Source organism: Pseudomonas antarctica, from assembly GCF_001647715.1.
In the GTDB taxonomy this organism is placed as follows: Bacteria; Pseudomonadota; Gammaproteobacteria; order Pseudomonadales; family Pseudomonadaceae; genus Aquipseudomonas; species Aquipseudomonas antarctica_A.
This window is the reverse complement of the sequence record NZ_CP015600.1, coordinates 405,800-420,711: the sequence shown is the minus strand read 5'-3', so window position 1 is coordinate 420,711 and position 14,912 is coordinate 405,800. Positions and strand designations below refer to the sequence as shown.

Sequence of the window (14,912 nt, the reverse complement as noted above, 5' to 3'; positions counted from 1 at the left end):
CAGCCTTCGGGCTGAAAACCGCAAAATACTGTTCAAAAAATCATCAATCCCGGTATTATCGCGCGCCCAGATAGCGCCCCACCTTGGAACCCTGATGAAGCCTCAACTGATCGCCGCCGCGGAACTCGACCGTCTCGAGACTTGGCAGAAATATTCCGCCCACATGTGCGGTGGCTGTGTGTCCAGCTGTTGCACGCTGCCGGTTGAGGTGAAGATCAAGGACCTGATCCGCATTGGCATCGTCGATGAGTTCGAACGCGGCGACCCGCCGAAGAACATCGCCAAGCGTTTGCAGAAAGAAGGCATCGTCGAGCGCTACAACTCCAAATCCGAGATTTTTACCCTGCAGCGCATGAGCAACAACGATTGCCTGTACCTGGATCGTAAGACGCGCTTCTGCACTATTTATGACAAGCGCCCGGATACCTGCCGCAACCACCCGAAAATCGGCCCGCGCCCGGGGTATTGTGCGTACAAGCCGAAGGAAGTGGTGCGCGAAACCACGTTCAAGACGCTCGACAAGTTCTGATCCGGATTTTGTAGTGCCCTCAAGGGCCTCATCGCAGGCAAGCCAGCTCCCACATTTGAATGTATTCACAGATCCAAAATGTGGGAGCCGGGCTTGCCCGCGATGAGGCCGGCACAGTCACCACAAAAACTACAGGCATAAAAAAACGCCCCCGGCCTTTCGACCGGGGGCGTTTTTCATTCAGCCTGAGTTAACTCAGTTCTTGGCTTTCTCCCACATTTGAATGCATTCACAAATCCAAAATGTGGGAGCCGGGCTTGCCCGCGATGAGGCCGGCACAGTCACCACAAAAACTACAGGCATAAAAAAACGCCCCCGGCCTTTCGACCGGGGGCGTTTTTCATTCAGCCTGAGTTAACTCAGTTCTTGGCTTTCTTGGCAGCGCGGGTACGCTCGCCTTCGTCCAGGATCTTCTTACGCAGGCGGATCGACTTAGGCGTAACTTCGCACAGCTCGTCGTCCTGGATGAATTCCAGGGCTTGTTCCAGAGTGAACTTCACTGGTGGAACCAGAGCGATGGTTTCGTCTTTACCCGAAGCACGCATGTTGTCGAGCTTCTTGCCTTTGGTTGGGTTGACGCCCATGTCGTTGTCACGGCTGTTCAGACCAACGATCTGACCGTTGTAGATCTCTTGACCGTGTTCAACGAACAGCTTGCCACGCGCCTGCAGAGTTTCCAGGGAGTAGGTCAGTGCCTTACCGGTTTCTACCGATACCAGAACACCGTTCTGACGGCCGGACATGTCGCCGGACTTCATGGTGTCGTAGCGATCGAAGATCGAGGTCAGGATGCCAGCACCGTTGGTCAGGGTCAGGAACTGGTTACGGAAACCGATCAGACCACGAGCAGGGATGTTGTATTCCAGACGCACACGGCCTTTGCCATCCGGCACCATGTTGGTCAGGTCGCCGCGACGCAGGCCCATCTCTTCCATGACCTTGCCCTGGGATTCTTCCGGGGTGTCAATGGTCACGTCTTCAAACGGTTCCTGCTTCACGCCGTCAACCTGGCGGATGATCACTTCTGGACGACCAACGCCCATTTCGAAGCCTTCGCGACGCATGGTTTCGATCAGTACCGAGAGGTGCAGCTCACCACGGCCGGAAACCTTGAACTTGTCAGCCGAGTCGCCTTCTTCAACGCGCAGAGCAACGTTGTACAGCAGCTCTTTGTCCAGACGTTCCTTGATGTTACGGGAAGTCACGAACTTGCCTTCTTTACCGCAGAAAGGCGAGTCGTTTACCTGGAAGGTCATGGAAACGGTTGGCTCGTCAACGGTCAGAGGCTTCATCGCCTCGACAGTGTCCGGCTGGCACAGGGTGTCGGAGATGAACAGCGAGTCCATACCGCTTACGCACACGATGTCGCCTGCGAAAGCTTCTTCAACGTCAATACGGTGCAGACCGTGGTGACCCATCAGCTTCAGGATACGACCGTTACGCTTCTTGCCGTCAGCACCGATAGCCACAACCGGGGTGTTCGGCTTGACGCTACCACGAGCGATACGGCCAACGCCGATAACACCCAGGAAGCTGTTGTAGTCCAGTGCCGAGATTTGCATCTGGAACGGGCCTTCACGGTCAACCTTCGGCGGTGGAACGTGGTCAACGATCGCTTGGTACAGCGGGGTCATGTCTTCCGCCATGGCGGTGTGTTCCAGACCGGCAATACCGTTCAGGGCAGAGGCGTAGATCACTTGGAAATCAAGCTGCTCTTCGGTTGCACCCAGGTTGTCGAACAGGTCGAAAATCTGGTCCAGAACCCAGTCCGGACGTGCGCCTGGACGGTCAACCTTGTTGATGCACACGATCGGACGCAGGCCGGCTTCGAAAGCCTTCTTGGTCACGAAACGGGTTTGCGGCATAGGGCCGTCTTGAGCGTCAACCAGCAGCAGAACGGAGTCAACCATCGACATTACGCGTTCAACTTCGCCGCCGAAGTCGGCGTGGCCCGGGGTGTCCACGATGTTGATGTGGTAGCCGTTCCAGTTGATGGCGGTGTTTTTCGCCAGGATGGTAATACCGCGCTCTTTCTCCTGGTCGTTGGAGTCCATCACGCGCTCGTCGTTGAGCTCGTTGCGCTCCAGGGTGCCGGATTGACGCAAGAGTTTGTCTACCAGGGTGGTTTTACCATGGTCAACGTGAGCAATGATGGCGATGTTACGTAGATTTTCGATCACTTGTGTATCTCGATCAGAGGATTCGGTGTGCTGACAGGTCGTGGCAGCGATTAACAGTAGAGTCAGGCCTTGCCGTTACAGCTTGACGGCAGAGTCGGGGGGCCGGTGACGCAGGCCACAGGCAAACAGCCCCGGGCTCTTAGCTCGGTCGATAAACGCGCACATTGGCATGCCCCTCACTGAGCAAATGGTGGGCATGCAGGCGACTCATCACGCCTTTGTCGCAATACAGCAGGTACTGACGGCTGTTATCCAGTTCCTTGAAACGCGCGTTCAATGCGTAGAACGGCAGCGTTTGCACGTCGATGCCAGCGATTTCCAGCGGCTCATCTTCGGCGGCATCCGGGTGACGGATGTCGACGATAATCTGGCCGGCCAGGGCTTCGCTGACTTCTTCGATTTGCACGTCTTGGCCCAATTCTTCGATTACGCGATCGATCGGGACCATTTTAGCGTTCTCGAGCGCACGCTCCAGAATCGCCATGTCGAACTGTTGTTCTTCGTACTCCACGCGGTTGCGCTTGGCGTGGGTCTTGGGGTTCACCGAGATGACCCCGCAATATTCAGGCATGTGCTTGGCGAAATCCGCCGTGCCGATTTCTTCGGCCAGGTCGATGATGTCCTGCTTGTGACTGGCAATCAGCGGGCGCAGCACCAGCTTCTCGGTCACGCAGTCGATCAGCGACAGGTTCGGCAGCGTCTGGCTGGAGACCTGGGAGATCGCTTCACCGGTCACCAACGCGTCGATCTGCAACTGATCGGCGATTCGGGACGCAGCGCGCAACATCATACGCTTCAATACTACGCCCATATGACTGTTATCGACTTTGCCGAGAATTTCGCCCAGCACTTCCTCGAACGGCACGCTTACAAATAGCACGCGTTGGGAGCTGCCGTACTTCTTCCAGATAAAGTGCGCGACTTCCATCACGCCCAATTCATGTGCACGCCCGCCCAGATTAAAGAAGCAGAAGTGGCTCATCAGGCCGCGGCGCATGATCTGGTAGGCCGCTACCGTGGAATCGAAACCGCCGGACATGAGCACCAGGGTCTGTTCCAGGGCACCCAGCGGGTAGCCGCCGATGCTGTTGTGCTGGCTGTGAATCACAAACAACCGTTGGTCGCGAATTTCCATGCGCACTTCAATTTGCGGCGCTTTCAGGGAAATTCCGGCGGCGCCGCACTCGCGACGCAGCTTGCTGCCAACGTATTTCTCGACGTCCATGGAGCTGAAGGTGTGCTTGCCGGCGCGCTTGCAGCGCACCGAAAAAATCTTGCCTTCAAGCTCATTGCCAAAGTGCTGTTTGCACTTCTCGGTGATGTCGTCGAAGTCGCCCAGCGGGTACTCATCCACCTGCAGGAAATGCGCGATGCCCGGCATGCAGCTCAGGCGCTCGGTCATGTCCTTCAAGGCTTTGGCATCGGTGATACGGGTTTCCAGCTCGAGGTTGTCCCACACGCCATTCACCACCACAGCCGGGTCCAGGTCACGGAGCACGGCACGGATGTTCTTGGCCAACTGACGGATGAAACGCATCCGTACCGGTCGGCTTTTGATGGTGATTTCGGGGAACACTTTAACGATTAATTTCATGGAAACAGCGCGCGCCGGGCCTGCTGAAAAAGGGGGGCGCGGATTATAGCGGAAATCGCTCAAGGTTTAACCAGTTAATATGCATCACACGCAGCACGCACCAAAACGGGTCATTTATGTGAATTAGCGCTACATTGCAGTGCGTGATTTATTCCGTTTCAGCGGATTGCACCGTTATAGGGGCGATTTTGAGGCAAAAAGGCCATGTTGGCGCACTGGCATGCAATTTGCTCTCTTGTGAGGCAGGTTGCCTTGGTCGAGTATTCGCGCCGGCATCACCCACATTCTAAGGGCTAACTCCACTATCCAGCCCGAAGCCACCCGGAGGACACCATGTCGAAGTCGGTTCAACTCATCAAAGATCATGACGTTAAATGGATTGATCTGCGCTTCACGGACACTAAAGGTACTCAGCACCACGTGACCATGCCGGCTCGCGACGCGCTGGATGATGCTTTCTTCGAAGAAGGCAAAATGTTCGACGGTTCCTCCATTGCCGGTTGGAAAGGCATCGAAGCTTCCGACATGATCCTGATGCCGGACGACAGCACTGCCGTTCTCGACCCGTTCACCGAAGACCCAACCCTGATCATCGTCTGCGACGTGATCGAGCCTTCGACCATGCAAGGCTACGACCGCGACCCACGTGCGATCGCCAAGCGCGCCGAGGAATACCTGAAGTCGACCGGTATCGGCGACACCGTATTCGTAGGTCCGGAGCCAGAATTCTTCATCTTTGATTCGGTCAAGTTCAAGTCCGACATCTCCGGCTCCATGTTCAAAATCTTCTCCGAACAGGGTTCGTGGATGTCCGACCAGGACATCGAAGGCGGCAACAAAGGCCACCGTCCAGGCATCAAAGGTGGCTACTTCCCGGTTCCGCCGTTCGACCACGACCACGAAATCCGTACCTCCATGTGCAACGCCATGGAAGAAATGGGCCTGGTCATCGAAGTTCACCACCACGAAGTGGCGACTGCAGGCCAGAACGAAATCGGCGTGAAGTTCAACACCCTGGTTGCCAAGGCTGACGAAGTTCAGACCCTGAAGTACTGCGTACACAACGTGGCTGATGCCTACGGCCGTACCGCTACTTTCATGCCTAAGCCGCTGTATGGCGATAACGGTTCGGGTATGCACGTTCACCTGTCCATCGCTAAAGATGGCAAGAACACCTTCGCTGGCGAAGGTTATGCCGGCCTGTCCGACACTGCCCTGTACTTCATCGGCGGTATCATCAAGCACGGTAAGGCCCTGAACGGCTTCACCAACCCGTCGACCAACTCCTACAAGCGTCTGGTCCCAGGTTTCGAAGCACCGGTAATGCTGGCCTACTCGGCGCGCAACCGCTCCGCCTCGATCCGTATTCCTTACGTGTCCAGCCCGCGCGCTCGCCGTATCGAAGCTCGCTTCCCGGACCCGGCAGCCAACCCGTACCTGGCCTTCGCGGCCCTGGTCATGGCTGGCCTGGACGGTATCCAGAACAAGATCCACCCTGGCGACGCTGCCGACAAAAACTTGTACGACCTGCCGCCTGAAGAGGCCAAAGAGATCCCACAAGTGTGCGGCAGCCTGAAAGAAGCCCTGGAAGAGCTGGACAAGGGCCGCGCGTTCCTGACCAAAGGCGGCGTATTCAGCGACGACTTCATCGATGCCTACATCGAGCTGAAAAGCGAAGAAGAAATCAAAGTACGCACCTTCGTACACCCACTGGAATACGAGCTGTACTACAGCTGCTGATCCGGTAGCGCCGCTTAACGTGGCGTGACGAAAAGACCTCCTTCGGGAGGTCTTTTTTTGCCTTGCGTTTAGCGAGCCGGGGCGTGGCGGTCGAGCATTTTTCCAACCATCAAGGTGCCGAGAGCACTGAGCTGATGAATCGCCAGTACGGTATCGCGGTGTTTGCCTTCCAGCGCCTCGGACAAATCAAGCAACAAGGTGCTGACTGAGGAGAAGGCTTCGAAGCTGTTGACCAGCAGGGACTCGTCATCGCTGCCGGGATCGACGGTGAAGACGGATGGAGGTGGATTTGGGTTTGCTTTGAACATGTCTTAACTTCCTCGAATGAGGCCGCCATCGACTCGCTACTAAACGATAGGGTGGCAGCTATGCGCAGGTTAGTAGACCGGGGAAGTTAAGCAAAAGCCGGCGCACCCGAAGGTGCCCTACGCACAGCCGCCATGAAGGTCGGAGTGGTACGACTTAACTTAACCCTCAGGCTACTAAACCTGATCGCTGATGAGCAGCGACCGAGCAACCTTAGAGACGACAAGCTAGCCGTACAAGCCGGCGGATTCTGGCTCACCTGTAGGCAAGCACGCAAGCTAAGGTAGCCTCTGGCTGACACTGCCAGAAATCTGCAAACCCAATCAAAATGTGGGAGCGGGCTTGCTCGCGAAGGCGGTATATCAGTTAATGCATCGGGTGACTGACACACCGCCTTCGCGAGCAAGCCCGCTCCCACAAGGAGATCTACGTTGAAACATAAACTTGCATTCGCCCTGTTGTTCGCCTGCGCCACAGCCAGCGCCGCGCCGCCCACGCTGGAGCCTCTGCTCAACAGCATCGCCGAACGCCTGGAGATCGCCGACCAGGTGGCCCTGAGCAAATGGGACAGCCACAAGCCCGTAGAGGACAAGAAGCGCGAAGAGGACGTGATCGCCAGCGTCGTCGCCCAGGCGCCTACTTACAAACTGGACCCCGCCGCCGCCGAGCAATTTTTCTCGGCACAGATCGAAGCCAATAAGTTGGTGCAATACACCCATCTATCCGACTGGCAGTTCCAAGGCAAAGCGCCCGACGACCCGCGCCCAGACCTGGTAAAGCAAATTCGCCCGCAACTGGACCAACTGCAAAAACGCCTGCTCCAGCAACTGGCTGACTTTACCCCCCAGCGCACCGACCCACAGTGCCCGCAGTGGCTGACCACAGCCATCCATGAGCCGTTGAATGACCCGACGCGCCAGCTGGCGATGATTCGCGCCACGGCCGAGCTGTGCATTTACAAAGGTTAAAGACTGCAAACCCAATCAAAACTGTGGGAGCGGGCTTGCTCGCGAAGGCGGCGAATCAGTCGATACATGTGTTGACTGACACACCGCCTTCGCGAGCAAGCCCGCTCCCACATTTGGACTCGGTGCATTCAGTTGCGCCTTCCAAGCCTTCCTGAACAACTTTCACAAAACCGCACTATATTGGTGCGATAGCCTGCACGCTTCCCACCTGACCAGCCCATTTTGGTTCGATTCTTCCCGAACAAGCTGGCAGAACGCCACAGTTTCGCGCCTTAAACGCCTATTTCAGGGCTTTAACGCTTCTTTTCGGAGCCTTGGTTTGGTTTTTGCATTTTCCTTGTATCAGCGTGTGCCTTAAGCCCGCGCCTTGCTCCAAAAGAGGTCCTGATGACCATTAGCGATGCACTGCACCGTTTGTTACTCGACAACCTGACCACCGCGACCATTCTGCTCAATGACGACCTGCGTCTTGAGTACATGAACCCGGCGGCGGAGATGCTCCTGGCCATCAGCGGCCAGCGCAGCCATGGGCAGTTCATCAGCGAATTGTTCACCGAGTCGGCCGAAGCCTTGAGCTCGTTGCGCCAGGCGGTGGAACAGGCACACCCGTTCACCAAGCGTGAAGCGATGCTCACCGCCCTTACCGGCCAGACGCTGACCGTCGACTACGCCGTGACCCCGATCCTGAGCAACGGCGCGACATTGCTGTTGCTCGAAGTGCACCCCCGCGACCGCTTGCTGCGCATCACCAAAGAAGAAGCGCAGCTGTCCAAGCAGGAAACCAGCAAGATGCTGGTGCGCGGCCTGGCCCATGAGATCAAGAACCCGCTGGGCGGGATTCGCGGCGCGGCGCAACTGCTCGCGCGCGAACTGCCGGAGGAGCACCTCAAGGACTACACCAACGTCATCATCGAGGAAGCCGACCGCCTGCGTAACCTGGTGGACCGCATGCTCGGCTCCAACAAGTTGCCATCGTTGGCCATGACCAACGTGCACGAGGTGCTGGAGCGCGTTTGCCAGTTGGTGGAAGCCGAAAGCCAGGGCTGCATCACCCTCGTACGCGACTACGACCCGAGCATTCCCGATGTATTGATCGACCGCGAGCAGATGATCCAGGCGGTGCTCAATATCGTGCGCAACGCCATGCAGGCCATCAGCAGCCAGAACGAGCTGCGCCTGGGCCGCATCAGCCTGCGCACCCGCGCCCTGCGCCAGTTCACGATCGGCCATGTGCGCCATCGCCTGGTGACCAAAGTCGAGATCATCGACAACGGCCCGGGCATACCTGCGGAATTGCAGGAAACCATCTTCTTTCCCATGGTCAGCGGCCGCCCGGACGGTACCGGGCTGGGCCTGGCCATTACCCAGAACATCATCAGCCAGCACCAGGGTTTGATCGAATGTGAAAGCCATCCTGGCCACACCACGTTCTCGATCTTTCTGCCTCTGGAACAAGGAGCCCCATCGACATGAGCCGTAGTGAAACCGTCTGGATCGTCGATGACGACCGTTCTATCCGCTGGGTCCTCGAGAAAGCCTTGCAACAGGAAGGCATGACCACCCAAAGCTTCGACAGCGCCGACGGGGTGATGAGCCGCCTGGCGCGTCAACAGCCGGACGTGATCATCTCCGACATCCGCATGCCCGGCGCCAGTGGCCTGGACTTGCTGGCGCGCATCCGCGAGCAGCACCCGCGCCTGCCGGTGATCATCATGACCGCCCACTCGGACCTGGACAGCGCTGTCGCGTCCTATCAGGGCGGCGCCTTTGAGTACCTGCCCAAGCCATTCGACGTGGACGAGGCGGTGGCGCTGGTCAAGCGCGCCAACCAGCACGCCCAGGAACAGCAGAACCAGGAAGCCCCTCCCGCCCTGACCCGCACCCCGGAAATCATCGGCGAAGCGCCGGCGATGCAGGAAGTGTTTCGCGCTATCGGGCGCTTGAGCCACTCCAACATCACCGTGTTGATCAACGGCGAGTCGGGTACCGGTAAAGAGCTTGTGGCTCATGCACTGCACCGTCACAGCCCACGGGCGGCCTCGCCGTTTATCGCGCTGAACATGGCGGCGATTCCCAAGGACTTGATGGAGTCCGAGCTGTTCGGCCATGAGAAAGGCGCGTTCACCGGCGCCGCCAACCTGCGCCGTGGCCGCTTTGAACAGGCGGACGGCGGCACGCTGTTCCTCGATGAAATCGGTGATATGCCGGCCGACACCCAAACCCGCTTGCTGCGCGTATTGGCCGACGGCGAGTTCTACCGCGTTGGCGGGCACACGCCGGTCAAGGTCGACGTGCGCATCATCGCGGCGACGCACCAGAACCTCGAAACGCTGGTGCACGCGGGCAAATTCCGTGAGGACTTGTTCCACCGTCTGAACGTGATCCGTATCCACATCCCACGTATGTCGGACCGCCGCGAAGACATCCCGACCCTCGCCCGCCACTTCCTCAGCCGCGCCGCCCAAGAGTTGGCCGTCGAGCCGAAGCTGCTCAAAAGCGAGACCGAGGAATACCTGAAGAACCTGCCATGGCCGGGCAACGTACGCCAGCTGGAGAACACCTGCCGCTGGATCACGGTAATGGCATCCGGGCGTGAGGTGCATATCAGCGACCTGCCGCCGGAGCTGTTGAGCTTGCCGCAGGACTCGGCACCGGTGACCAACTGGGAGCAGGCGCTGCGCCAATGGGCCGACCAGGCCCTGGCACGCGGCCAGTCAAACCTGCTGGACAGCGCCGTACCGGCTTTCGAGCGAATCATGATCGAAACCGCCTTGAAGCACACCGCCGGCCGCCGCCGCGACGCCGCTGTGCTGCTCGGCTGGGGCCGCAATACCCTGACGCGCAAGATCAAGGAGCTGGGGATGAAGGTGGATGGCGGGGATGATGATGAGGGTGATGAGGCTTAACACCTCTTCCTGATCCACTGAAGATCCCCTGTGGGAGCGGGCTTGCTCGCGAAGGCGGTGTGTCAGTCAGCAGATGTATTGACTGACACACCGCCTTCGCGAGCAAGCCCGCTCCCACATTTGGATCTCCACAAAGTTCCAGGACTGTGCACCGCTTCAATGCACCATGAACTAGCATCGCGCACATCCAGCCAGCCTGAAACACCCGCCGAATCAAGAAAAAATCAAATCGCAAAAACATCAAAGCCCCGTATTCCGGGGCTTTGCGCATTCTGGAAATTTTTTTTGGCACACATTGCAAACTCTGGCACGCGCCCTGCAATAACCCTTGTACTACCCAGTTTCGGGGACCTTGGTACAGGCAGGCCGAGAATCCCCTCTTTACACCCGGGGTGCTTGATGCGAACCGCGTCGTGCCCCACACCCGTTTCGGGAACCTCGGTACAGGCAGGCCGGGGATTCCCTCTTTAATACCGAAGCCTTGTAAGGCTTCACCCCGTTTTGGGAGCCCTGGTACAGGCAGGCCGGGAACTCCCTTCTTTACACCCGGGGCTTATGCGGCGCAGCGCCCATAGCCCCAGCCCGTTTTGGGAACCTTGGTACAGGCAGGCCGGGAATTCCCTCTTTTATTGCTCTCGGAGAAGGATCTCCAACCGCCAGCGGCCCTCGGCCTTCTCGCCTTTCCACTCCCCGCGCAACGGCCGAGCCGCCACCAGGTTCAGCAGCAAGCCGCCATCGGTCTTGCGGATGCGCCAATTCACATCGTTGTCATTGACCTTGAGTTGCCCGCTGGCGGCCTTGCCTTGCGCGTCGAACAGCAGCGCCACGGTGCCGTCGATATGTTCGCCGTGCAGCTTGGGCTCGCTGTTGAACCACACCACCACGCTGTCCGCAGCTGTCTCTACCTGCTGCAACTCAACCGGGTCCGGGGTGGTCAGGCGGCCGATCATCAGGCCGATCATCAAACCGACAATCACCAATGAGCCCATGACCTTCGGCAATAGCTTCGGTCTTGGGTCATCTTCGGGGGTAGAATGCAGCGCATCTTTGCCTTCGGAGCCGTGCATGTTTCACGTCATCCTTTTTCAACCAGAAATTCCGCCGAATACCGGCAACGTTATCAGGCTGTGCGCCAACAGTGGCTGCCACCTGCATTTGATCGAGCCCCTGGGCTTCGACATGGACGACAAGCGCCTGCGCCGCGCCGGGCTGGACTACCACGAGTACGCCACTCTCAAGCGCCACGCCGACCTCGCAAGCTGCCTGGAAAGCCTGGGCCACCCACGGCTGTTCGCGTTCACCACCAAGGGTTCGCGGCCATTTCACGATGCCAGCTTTGCCGAAGGCGACGCCCTCCTGTTCGGCCCGGAAAGCCGAGGCCTGCCGGCCGAGGTGCTCGACGCACTGCCCGAGGGCCATCGCCTGCGCTTGCCGATGCGCGAGGGCTGCCGCAGCTTGAACCTGTCCAACACCGTGGCTGTTGCCGTCTACGAAGGCTGGCGCCAGCTCGGTTTCAAATAACACCGCATAACAAATGTGGGAGGGGGCTTGCCCCCGATAGCAGTGGGTCAGCCAACACCTATTCAGCTGACACACCGCAATCGGGGGCAAGCCCCCTCCCACATTTTTAGCGCATCGACTTATTGAACGGTCGACGAACCTTCCTGTTGCATGCGCTGCAGCTCTTGAGCGTACAGGGCATCGAAGTTCACCGGAGCCAGCATCAGCGCCGGGAACGAGCCACGGGTGACCAGGCTGTCCAGGGTCTCACGGGCATACGGGAACAGGATGTTCGGGCAGAACGCACCCAGGGTGTGGCTCATGGACGCTTCGTCCAGGCCCTGGATCAGGAAGATACCAGCCTGTTGCACTTCAGCGATGAAAGCGACTTCTTCGCCGTTCTTGACGGTGACCGACAGGGTCAGCACGACTTCGTGGAAGTCGCCTTCCAGTGCCTTTTGACGGGTGTTCAGGTCCAGCGCAACGCTTGGCGTCCATTCCTGACGGAAGATGGCCGGGCTTTTCGGCGCTTCGAACGACAGGTCACGCACGTAGATCCGCTGCAGCGAGAATTGTGGGCCTTGCTCTTGCGCTGCTTCGGTGTTCTGTTGGTCAGTCATCGCAGATCCTTCTTGATCTTGGGGTCTTTTAGGGTTTTGGAGTCAGACGAGCAGCAGCGCATCGAGTTTACCGGCGCGCTCCAGAGCGAACAGGTCATCGCACCCACCGACATGCTTGGCGCCGATCCAGATCTGCGGCACGGACGTGCGTCCCGCTTTTTTGGTCATCTCGGCGCGCACCTGCGGCTTGCCGTCGACCTTGATCTCTTCGAAGGCAATGCCCTTTTTCTCAAGCAGGGCCTTGGCCCGAATGCAGTAGGGGCAATAATCGCTGGAATACACGACAACCTGGCTCATATCACTTCACCAGCGGCAGGTTATCGGCCTTCCAGCTGCCGATACCACCGGACAGTTTGGCGGCGGTGAAACCGGCCTTGAGCATCTCGCGGGCGTGGGTGCCGGCGTGCTGGCCTTGGGCGTCGACCAGAATAATGGTCTTGGCTTTGTATTTTTCCAGCTCGGCCAGGCGTGCGATCAGCTTGTCCTGTGGAATGTTCAGTGCGCCGACGATATGACCGGCAGCGAAATCCTTGACCGGGCGAATATCCACGACAACGGCCTCATCCTTGTTGACCAGCGCGGTCAGCTCCGACGTGCTCAGGCTGCGGCCACCGCGGCTCATTTCATGAGCGATCAGCAGCGCCAGCAGGATGACGAAGGCACCCGCGAGCAGGTAGTGGGCAGTGGCAAATGCAATCAGGTGATCAACCATCAAGGAGGTTCCAGGGCGTTAAAATGGCGGTAAGTATACACAGCCGTCAGGGGCGGCCAACCCCCGTAAAGCGGTGACGTGGTCGGAACTTCGCTTTAAACTGCTACTCCCTTTTAGATTGCCTTCCTTTATTACCGCCGCGAGAGGATCTATGACTACTACGCCTAAACCTTTGGTCCTGATAATTCTCGATGGCTTCGGACACAGTGAAAGCCACCACGACAACGCCGTGTACTCGGCCAACAAGCCGGTCCTGGACCGCCTGACCGCCACCGTACCCAACGGCCTGATCTCCGGTTCCGGCATGGACGTGGGTCTGCCGGACGGCCAGATGGGTAACTCGGAAGTCGGCCACATGAACCTCGGCGCCGGACGAGTGGTATACCAAGACTTCACACGCGTGACCAAATCGATCCGCGACGGCGAGTTCTTCGAGAACCCGACCATCTGCGCGGCGGTGGATAAGGCAGTCGCAGCCGGCAAGGCCGTGCACTTCATGGGCCTGTTGTCCGACGGCGGCGTTCACAGCCACCAGGACCACCTGGTCGCCATGGCCGAGCTGGCCTTCAAGCGCGGCGCCGACAAGATTTACCTGCACGCCTTCCTCGACGGCCGCGACACCCCGCCCAAAAGCGCGCAATCGTCCATCGAACTGCTCGACGCCACCTTCGCCGCACTCGGCAAGGGCCGTATCGCCAGCCTGGTCGGCCGTTACTTCGCCATGGACCGCGACAACCGTTGGGACCGCGTCTCCCAGGCTTACAACCTGATCGTCGACGGCCAGGCCGAATTCAACGCCGCCACCGCCCAGGAAGGCCTGGAAGCCGCCTACGCGCGTGGCGAGAGCGATGAGTTCGTCAAAGCCACCACCCTCGGCGAGCCGGTCAAGGTCGAAGACGGCGATGCCGTGGTGTTCATGAACTTCCGCGCCGACCGTGCCCGCGAACTGAGCCACGTGTTCGTCGATGCCGGCTTCAAAGACTTCGAGCGCGCCCGCCAGCCGAAGGTCGAGTTCGTCATGCTCACCCAATACGCCGCCAATATCCCGGCCCCGGCGGCTTTTGCCCCGGGTAGCCTGGAAAACGTGCTGGGCGATTACCTGGCGAAAAACGGCAAGACCCAGCTGCGCATCGCCGAAACCGAGAAATACGCCCACGTGACCTTCTTCTTTTCCGGCGGCCGTGAAGAACCGTTCCCGGGCGAAGAGCGCATCCTGATCCCATCGCCAAAAGTCGCCACCTACGACCTGCAGCCGGAAATGAGCGCGCCGGAAGTCACCGACAAGATCGTCGATGCCATCGAACACCAGCGTTACGACGTGATCGTGGTCAACTACGCCAACGGCGACATGGTCGGCCACAGTGGCAATCTGCAAGCGGCTGTAAAAGCAGTGGAATGCCTGGACCTGTGTGTCGGCCGTATCGTCGACGCCCTGGAGAAAGTCGGCGGCGAGGCACTGATCACCGCCGACCACGGCAACTGCGAGCAGATGTCCGACGAATCCACCGGCCAGGCCCATACCGCCCACACCACCGAGCCGGTGCCGTTCATCTACGTTGGCAAGCGCGACTTCAACGTGCGGCGCGGCGGCGTGCTGGCAGATGTGGCGCCAACCATGTTGATGCTCATGGGGCTGGAGAAGCCGAAAGAGATGACCGGCACCTCAATCCTCGTCTGACTTTAAAACACACCGCAAAACCTTGTGGGAGGGGGCTTGCTCACGAAAGCGGTGGATCAGTCGACATCTATTTGACTGACTCACCGCCTTCGGGAGCAAGCCCCCTCCCACATTTGATCTCCAGCGTTTGGCAGATGTCTTTTTGCCATATGCCCGCCACTCGGCACCTATCTTGCCTT

General features: G+C 58.8%; 14 protein-coding genes. 7 read left to right on the top strand and 7 right to left on the bottom strand.

The window, feature by feature from the left end; genetic code table 11:
• Positions 1-94: 94 nt before the first annotated feature.
• Complete coding sequence (locus tag A7J50_RS01685; protein ID WP_064450261.1) at positions 95-529, top strand: YkgJ family cysteine cluster protein; 435 nt, start codon at positions 95-97, stop codon at positions 527-529.
• A gap of 359 nt (positions 530-888) precedes the next feature.
• Here the strand turns inward: A7J50_RS01685 and typA are convergent, their stop codons facing one another.
• Together typA and thiI are read right to left on the bottom strand one after the other, a co-directional pair.
• On the bottom strand, positions 889-2,709 hold the full coding sequence (gene typA, locus A7J50_RS01680) for a translational GTPase TypA (RefSeq protein WP_064450260.1): 1,821 nt from the start codon (positions 2,707-2,709) through the stop codon (positions 889-891).
• 139 nt (positions 2,710-2,848) lie between these two features.
• Positions 2,849-4,303: a tRNA uracil 4-sulfurtransferase ThiI gene (gene thiI, locus A7J50_RS01675; RefSeq protein ID WP_064450259.1), complete on the bottom strand. Its 1,455-nt coding sequence runs from the start codon at positions 4,301-4,303 to the stop codon at positions 2,849-2,851.
• 333 nt (positions 4,304-4,636) lie between these two features.
• Here thiI and glnA point away from each other — a divergent pair, with 333 nt between their 5' ends.
• Complete coding sequence (gene glnA / locus A7J50_RS01670; RefSeq protein WP_017138628.1) at positions 4,637-6,043, top strand: glutamate--ammonia ligase; 1,407 nt, start codon at positions 4,637-4,639, stop codon at positions 6,041-6,043.
• Positions 6,044-6,111: 68 nt separating this feature from the next.
• Here glnA and A7J50_RS01665 read toward each other — a convergent pair whose 3' ends face one another.
• On the bottom strand, positions 6,112-6,351 hold the full coding sequence (locus tag A7J50_RS01665) for a DUF6124 family protein (RefSeq protein WP_064450258.1): 240 nt from the start codon (positions 6,349-6,351) through the stop codon (positions 6,112-6,114).
• Positions 6,352-6,780: 429 nt separating this feature from the next.
• On the opposite strand from A7J50_RS01665, the gene A7J50_RS01660 reads away from it, so the two are divergent.
• The 3 genes from A7J50_RS01660 to ntrC all read left to right on the top strand — a co-directional run bounded on the left by A7J50_RS01660 (position 6,781) and on the right by ntrC (position 10,223).
• Positions 6,781-7,317 carry a chorismate mutase gene (locus tag A7J50_RS01660; RefSeq protein ID WP_064450257.1) on the top strand — a complete coding sequence of 179 codons (537 nt, stop codon included), beginning with the start codon at positions 6,781-6,783 and terminating at the stop codon, positions 7,315-7,317.
• Between the two features lie 387 nt (positions 7,318-7,704).
• Entirely contained in the window at positions 7,705-8,790 is a 1,086-nt protein-coding gene (gene glnL / locus A7J50_RS01655; RefSeq protein ID WP_056860661.1) for a nitrogen regulation protein NR(II), read from the top strand.
• Entirely contained in the window at positions 8,787-10,223 is a 1,437-nt protein-coding gene (gene ntrC, locus A7J50_RS01650) for a nitrogen regulation protein NR(I) (RefSeq protein WP_008435682.1), read from the top strand. The genes glnL and ntrC overlap by 4 nt, the downstream gene beginning before the upstream one ends.
• Before the next feature lie 626 nt (positions 10,224-10,849).
• On the opposite strand, the gene A7J50_RS01645 is transcribed toward ntrC, so the two are convergent.
• The gene (locus A7J50_RS01645; protein ID WP_064450256.1) at positions 10,850-11,290 is read right to left on the bottom strand and encodes a hypothetical protein; all 441 of its coding nucleotides are present in this window, start codon (positions 11,288-11,290) and stop codon (positions 10,850-10,852) included.
• Between A7J50_RS01645 and A7J50_RS01640 the strand changes: the two genes are divergently transcribed.
• Positions 11,289-11,744, top strand: coding sequence for a tRNA (cytidine(34)-2'-O)-methyltransferase (locus A7J50_RS01640; protein ID WP_064450255.1), 456 nt, complete (start codon positions 11,289-11,291; stop codon positions 11,742-11,744). The two genes, A7J50_RS01645 and A7J50_RS01640, sit on opposite strands and share 2 nt — an antisense overlap.
• 119 nt (positions 11,745-11,863) lie before the next feature.
• Here A7J50_RS01640 and secB read toward each other — a convergent pair whose 3' ends face one another.
• Genes secB through A7J50_RS01625 form a run of 3 tightly spaced genes read right to left on the bottom strand, consistent with a single transcriptional unit; the run spans position 11,864 to position 13,055 of the window.
• Positions 11,864-12,343 carry a protein-export chaperone SecB gene (secB, locus tag A7J50_RS01635; protein ID WP_064450254.1) on the bottom strand — a complete coding sequence of 160 codons (480 nt, stop codon included), beginning with the start codon at positions 12,341-12,343 and terminating at the stop codon, positions 11,864-11,866.
• A gap of 42 nt (positions 12,344-12,385) precedes the next feature.
• The gene (gene grxC, locus A7J50_RS01630) at positions 12,386-12,640 is read right to left on the bottom strand and encodes a glutaredoxin 3 (RefSeq protein ID WP_064450253.1); all 255 of its coding nucleotides are present in this window, start codon (positions 12,638-12,640) and stop codon (positions 12,386-12,388) included.
• A 1-nt stretch (position 12,641) separates the two neighbouring features.
• On the bottom strand, positions 12,642-13,055 hold the full coding sequence (locus A7J50_RS01625; RefSeq protein WP_064450252.1) for a rhodanese-like domain-containing protein: 414 nt from the start codon (positions 13,053-13,055) through the stop codon (positions 12,642-12,644).
• Between the two features lie 151 nt (positions 13,056-13,206).
• Here A7J50_RS01625 and gpmI point away from each other — a divergent pair, with 151 nt between their 5' ends.
• Positions 13,207-14,733: a 2,3-bisphosphoglycerate-independent phosphoglycerate mutase gene (gene gpmI, locus A7J50_RS01620; protein WP_064450251.1), complete on the top strand. Its 1,527-nt coding sequence runs from the start codon at positions 13,207-13,209 to the stop codon at positions 14,731-14,733.
• The last annotated feature ends 179 nt before the right edge of the window (positions 14,734-14,912 follow it).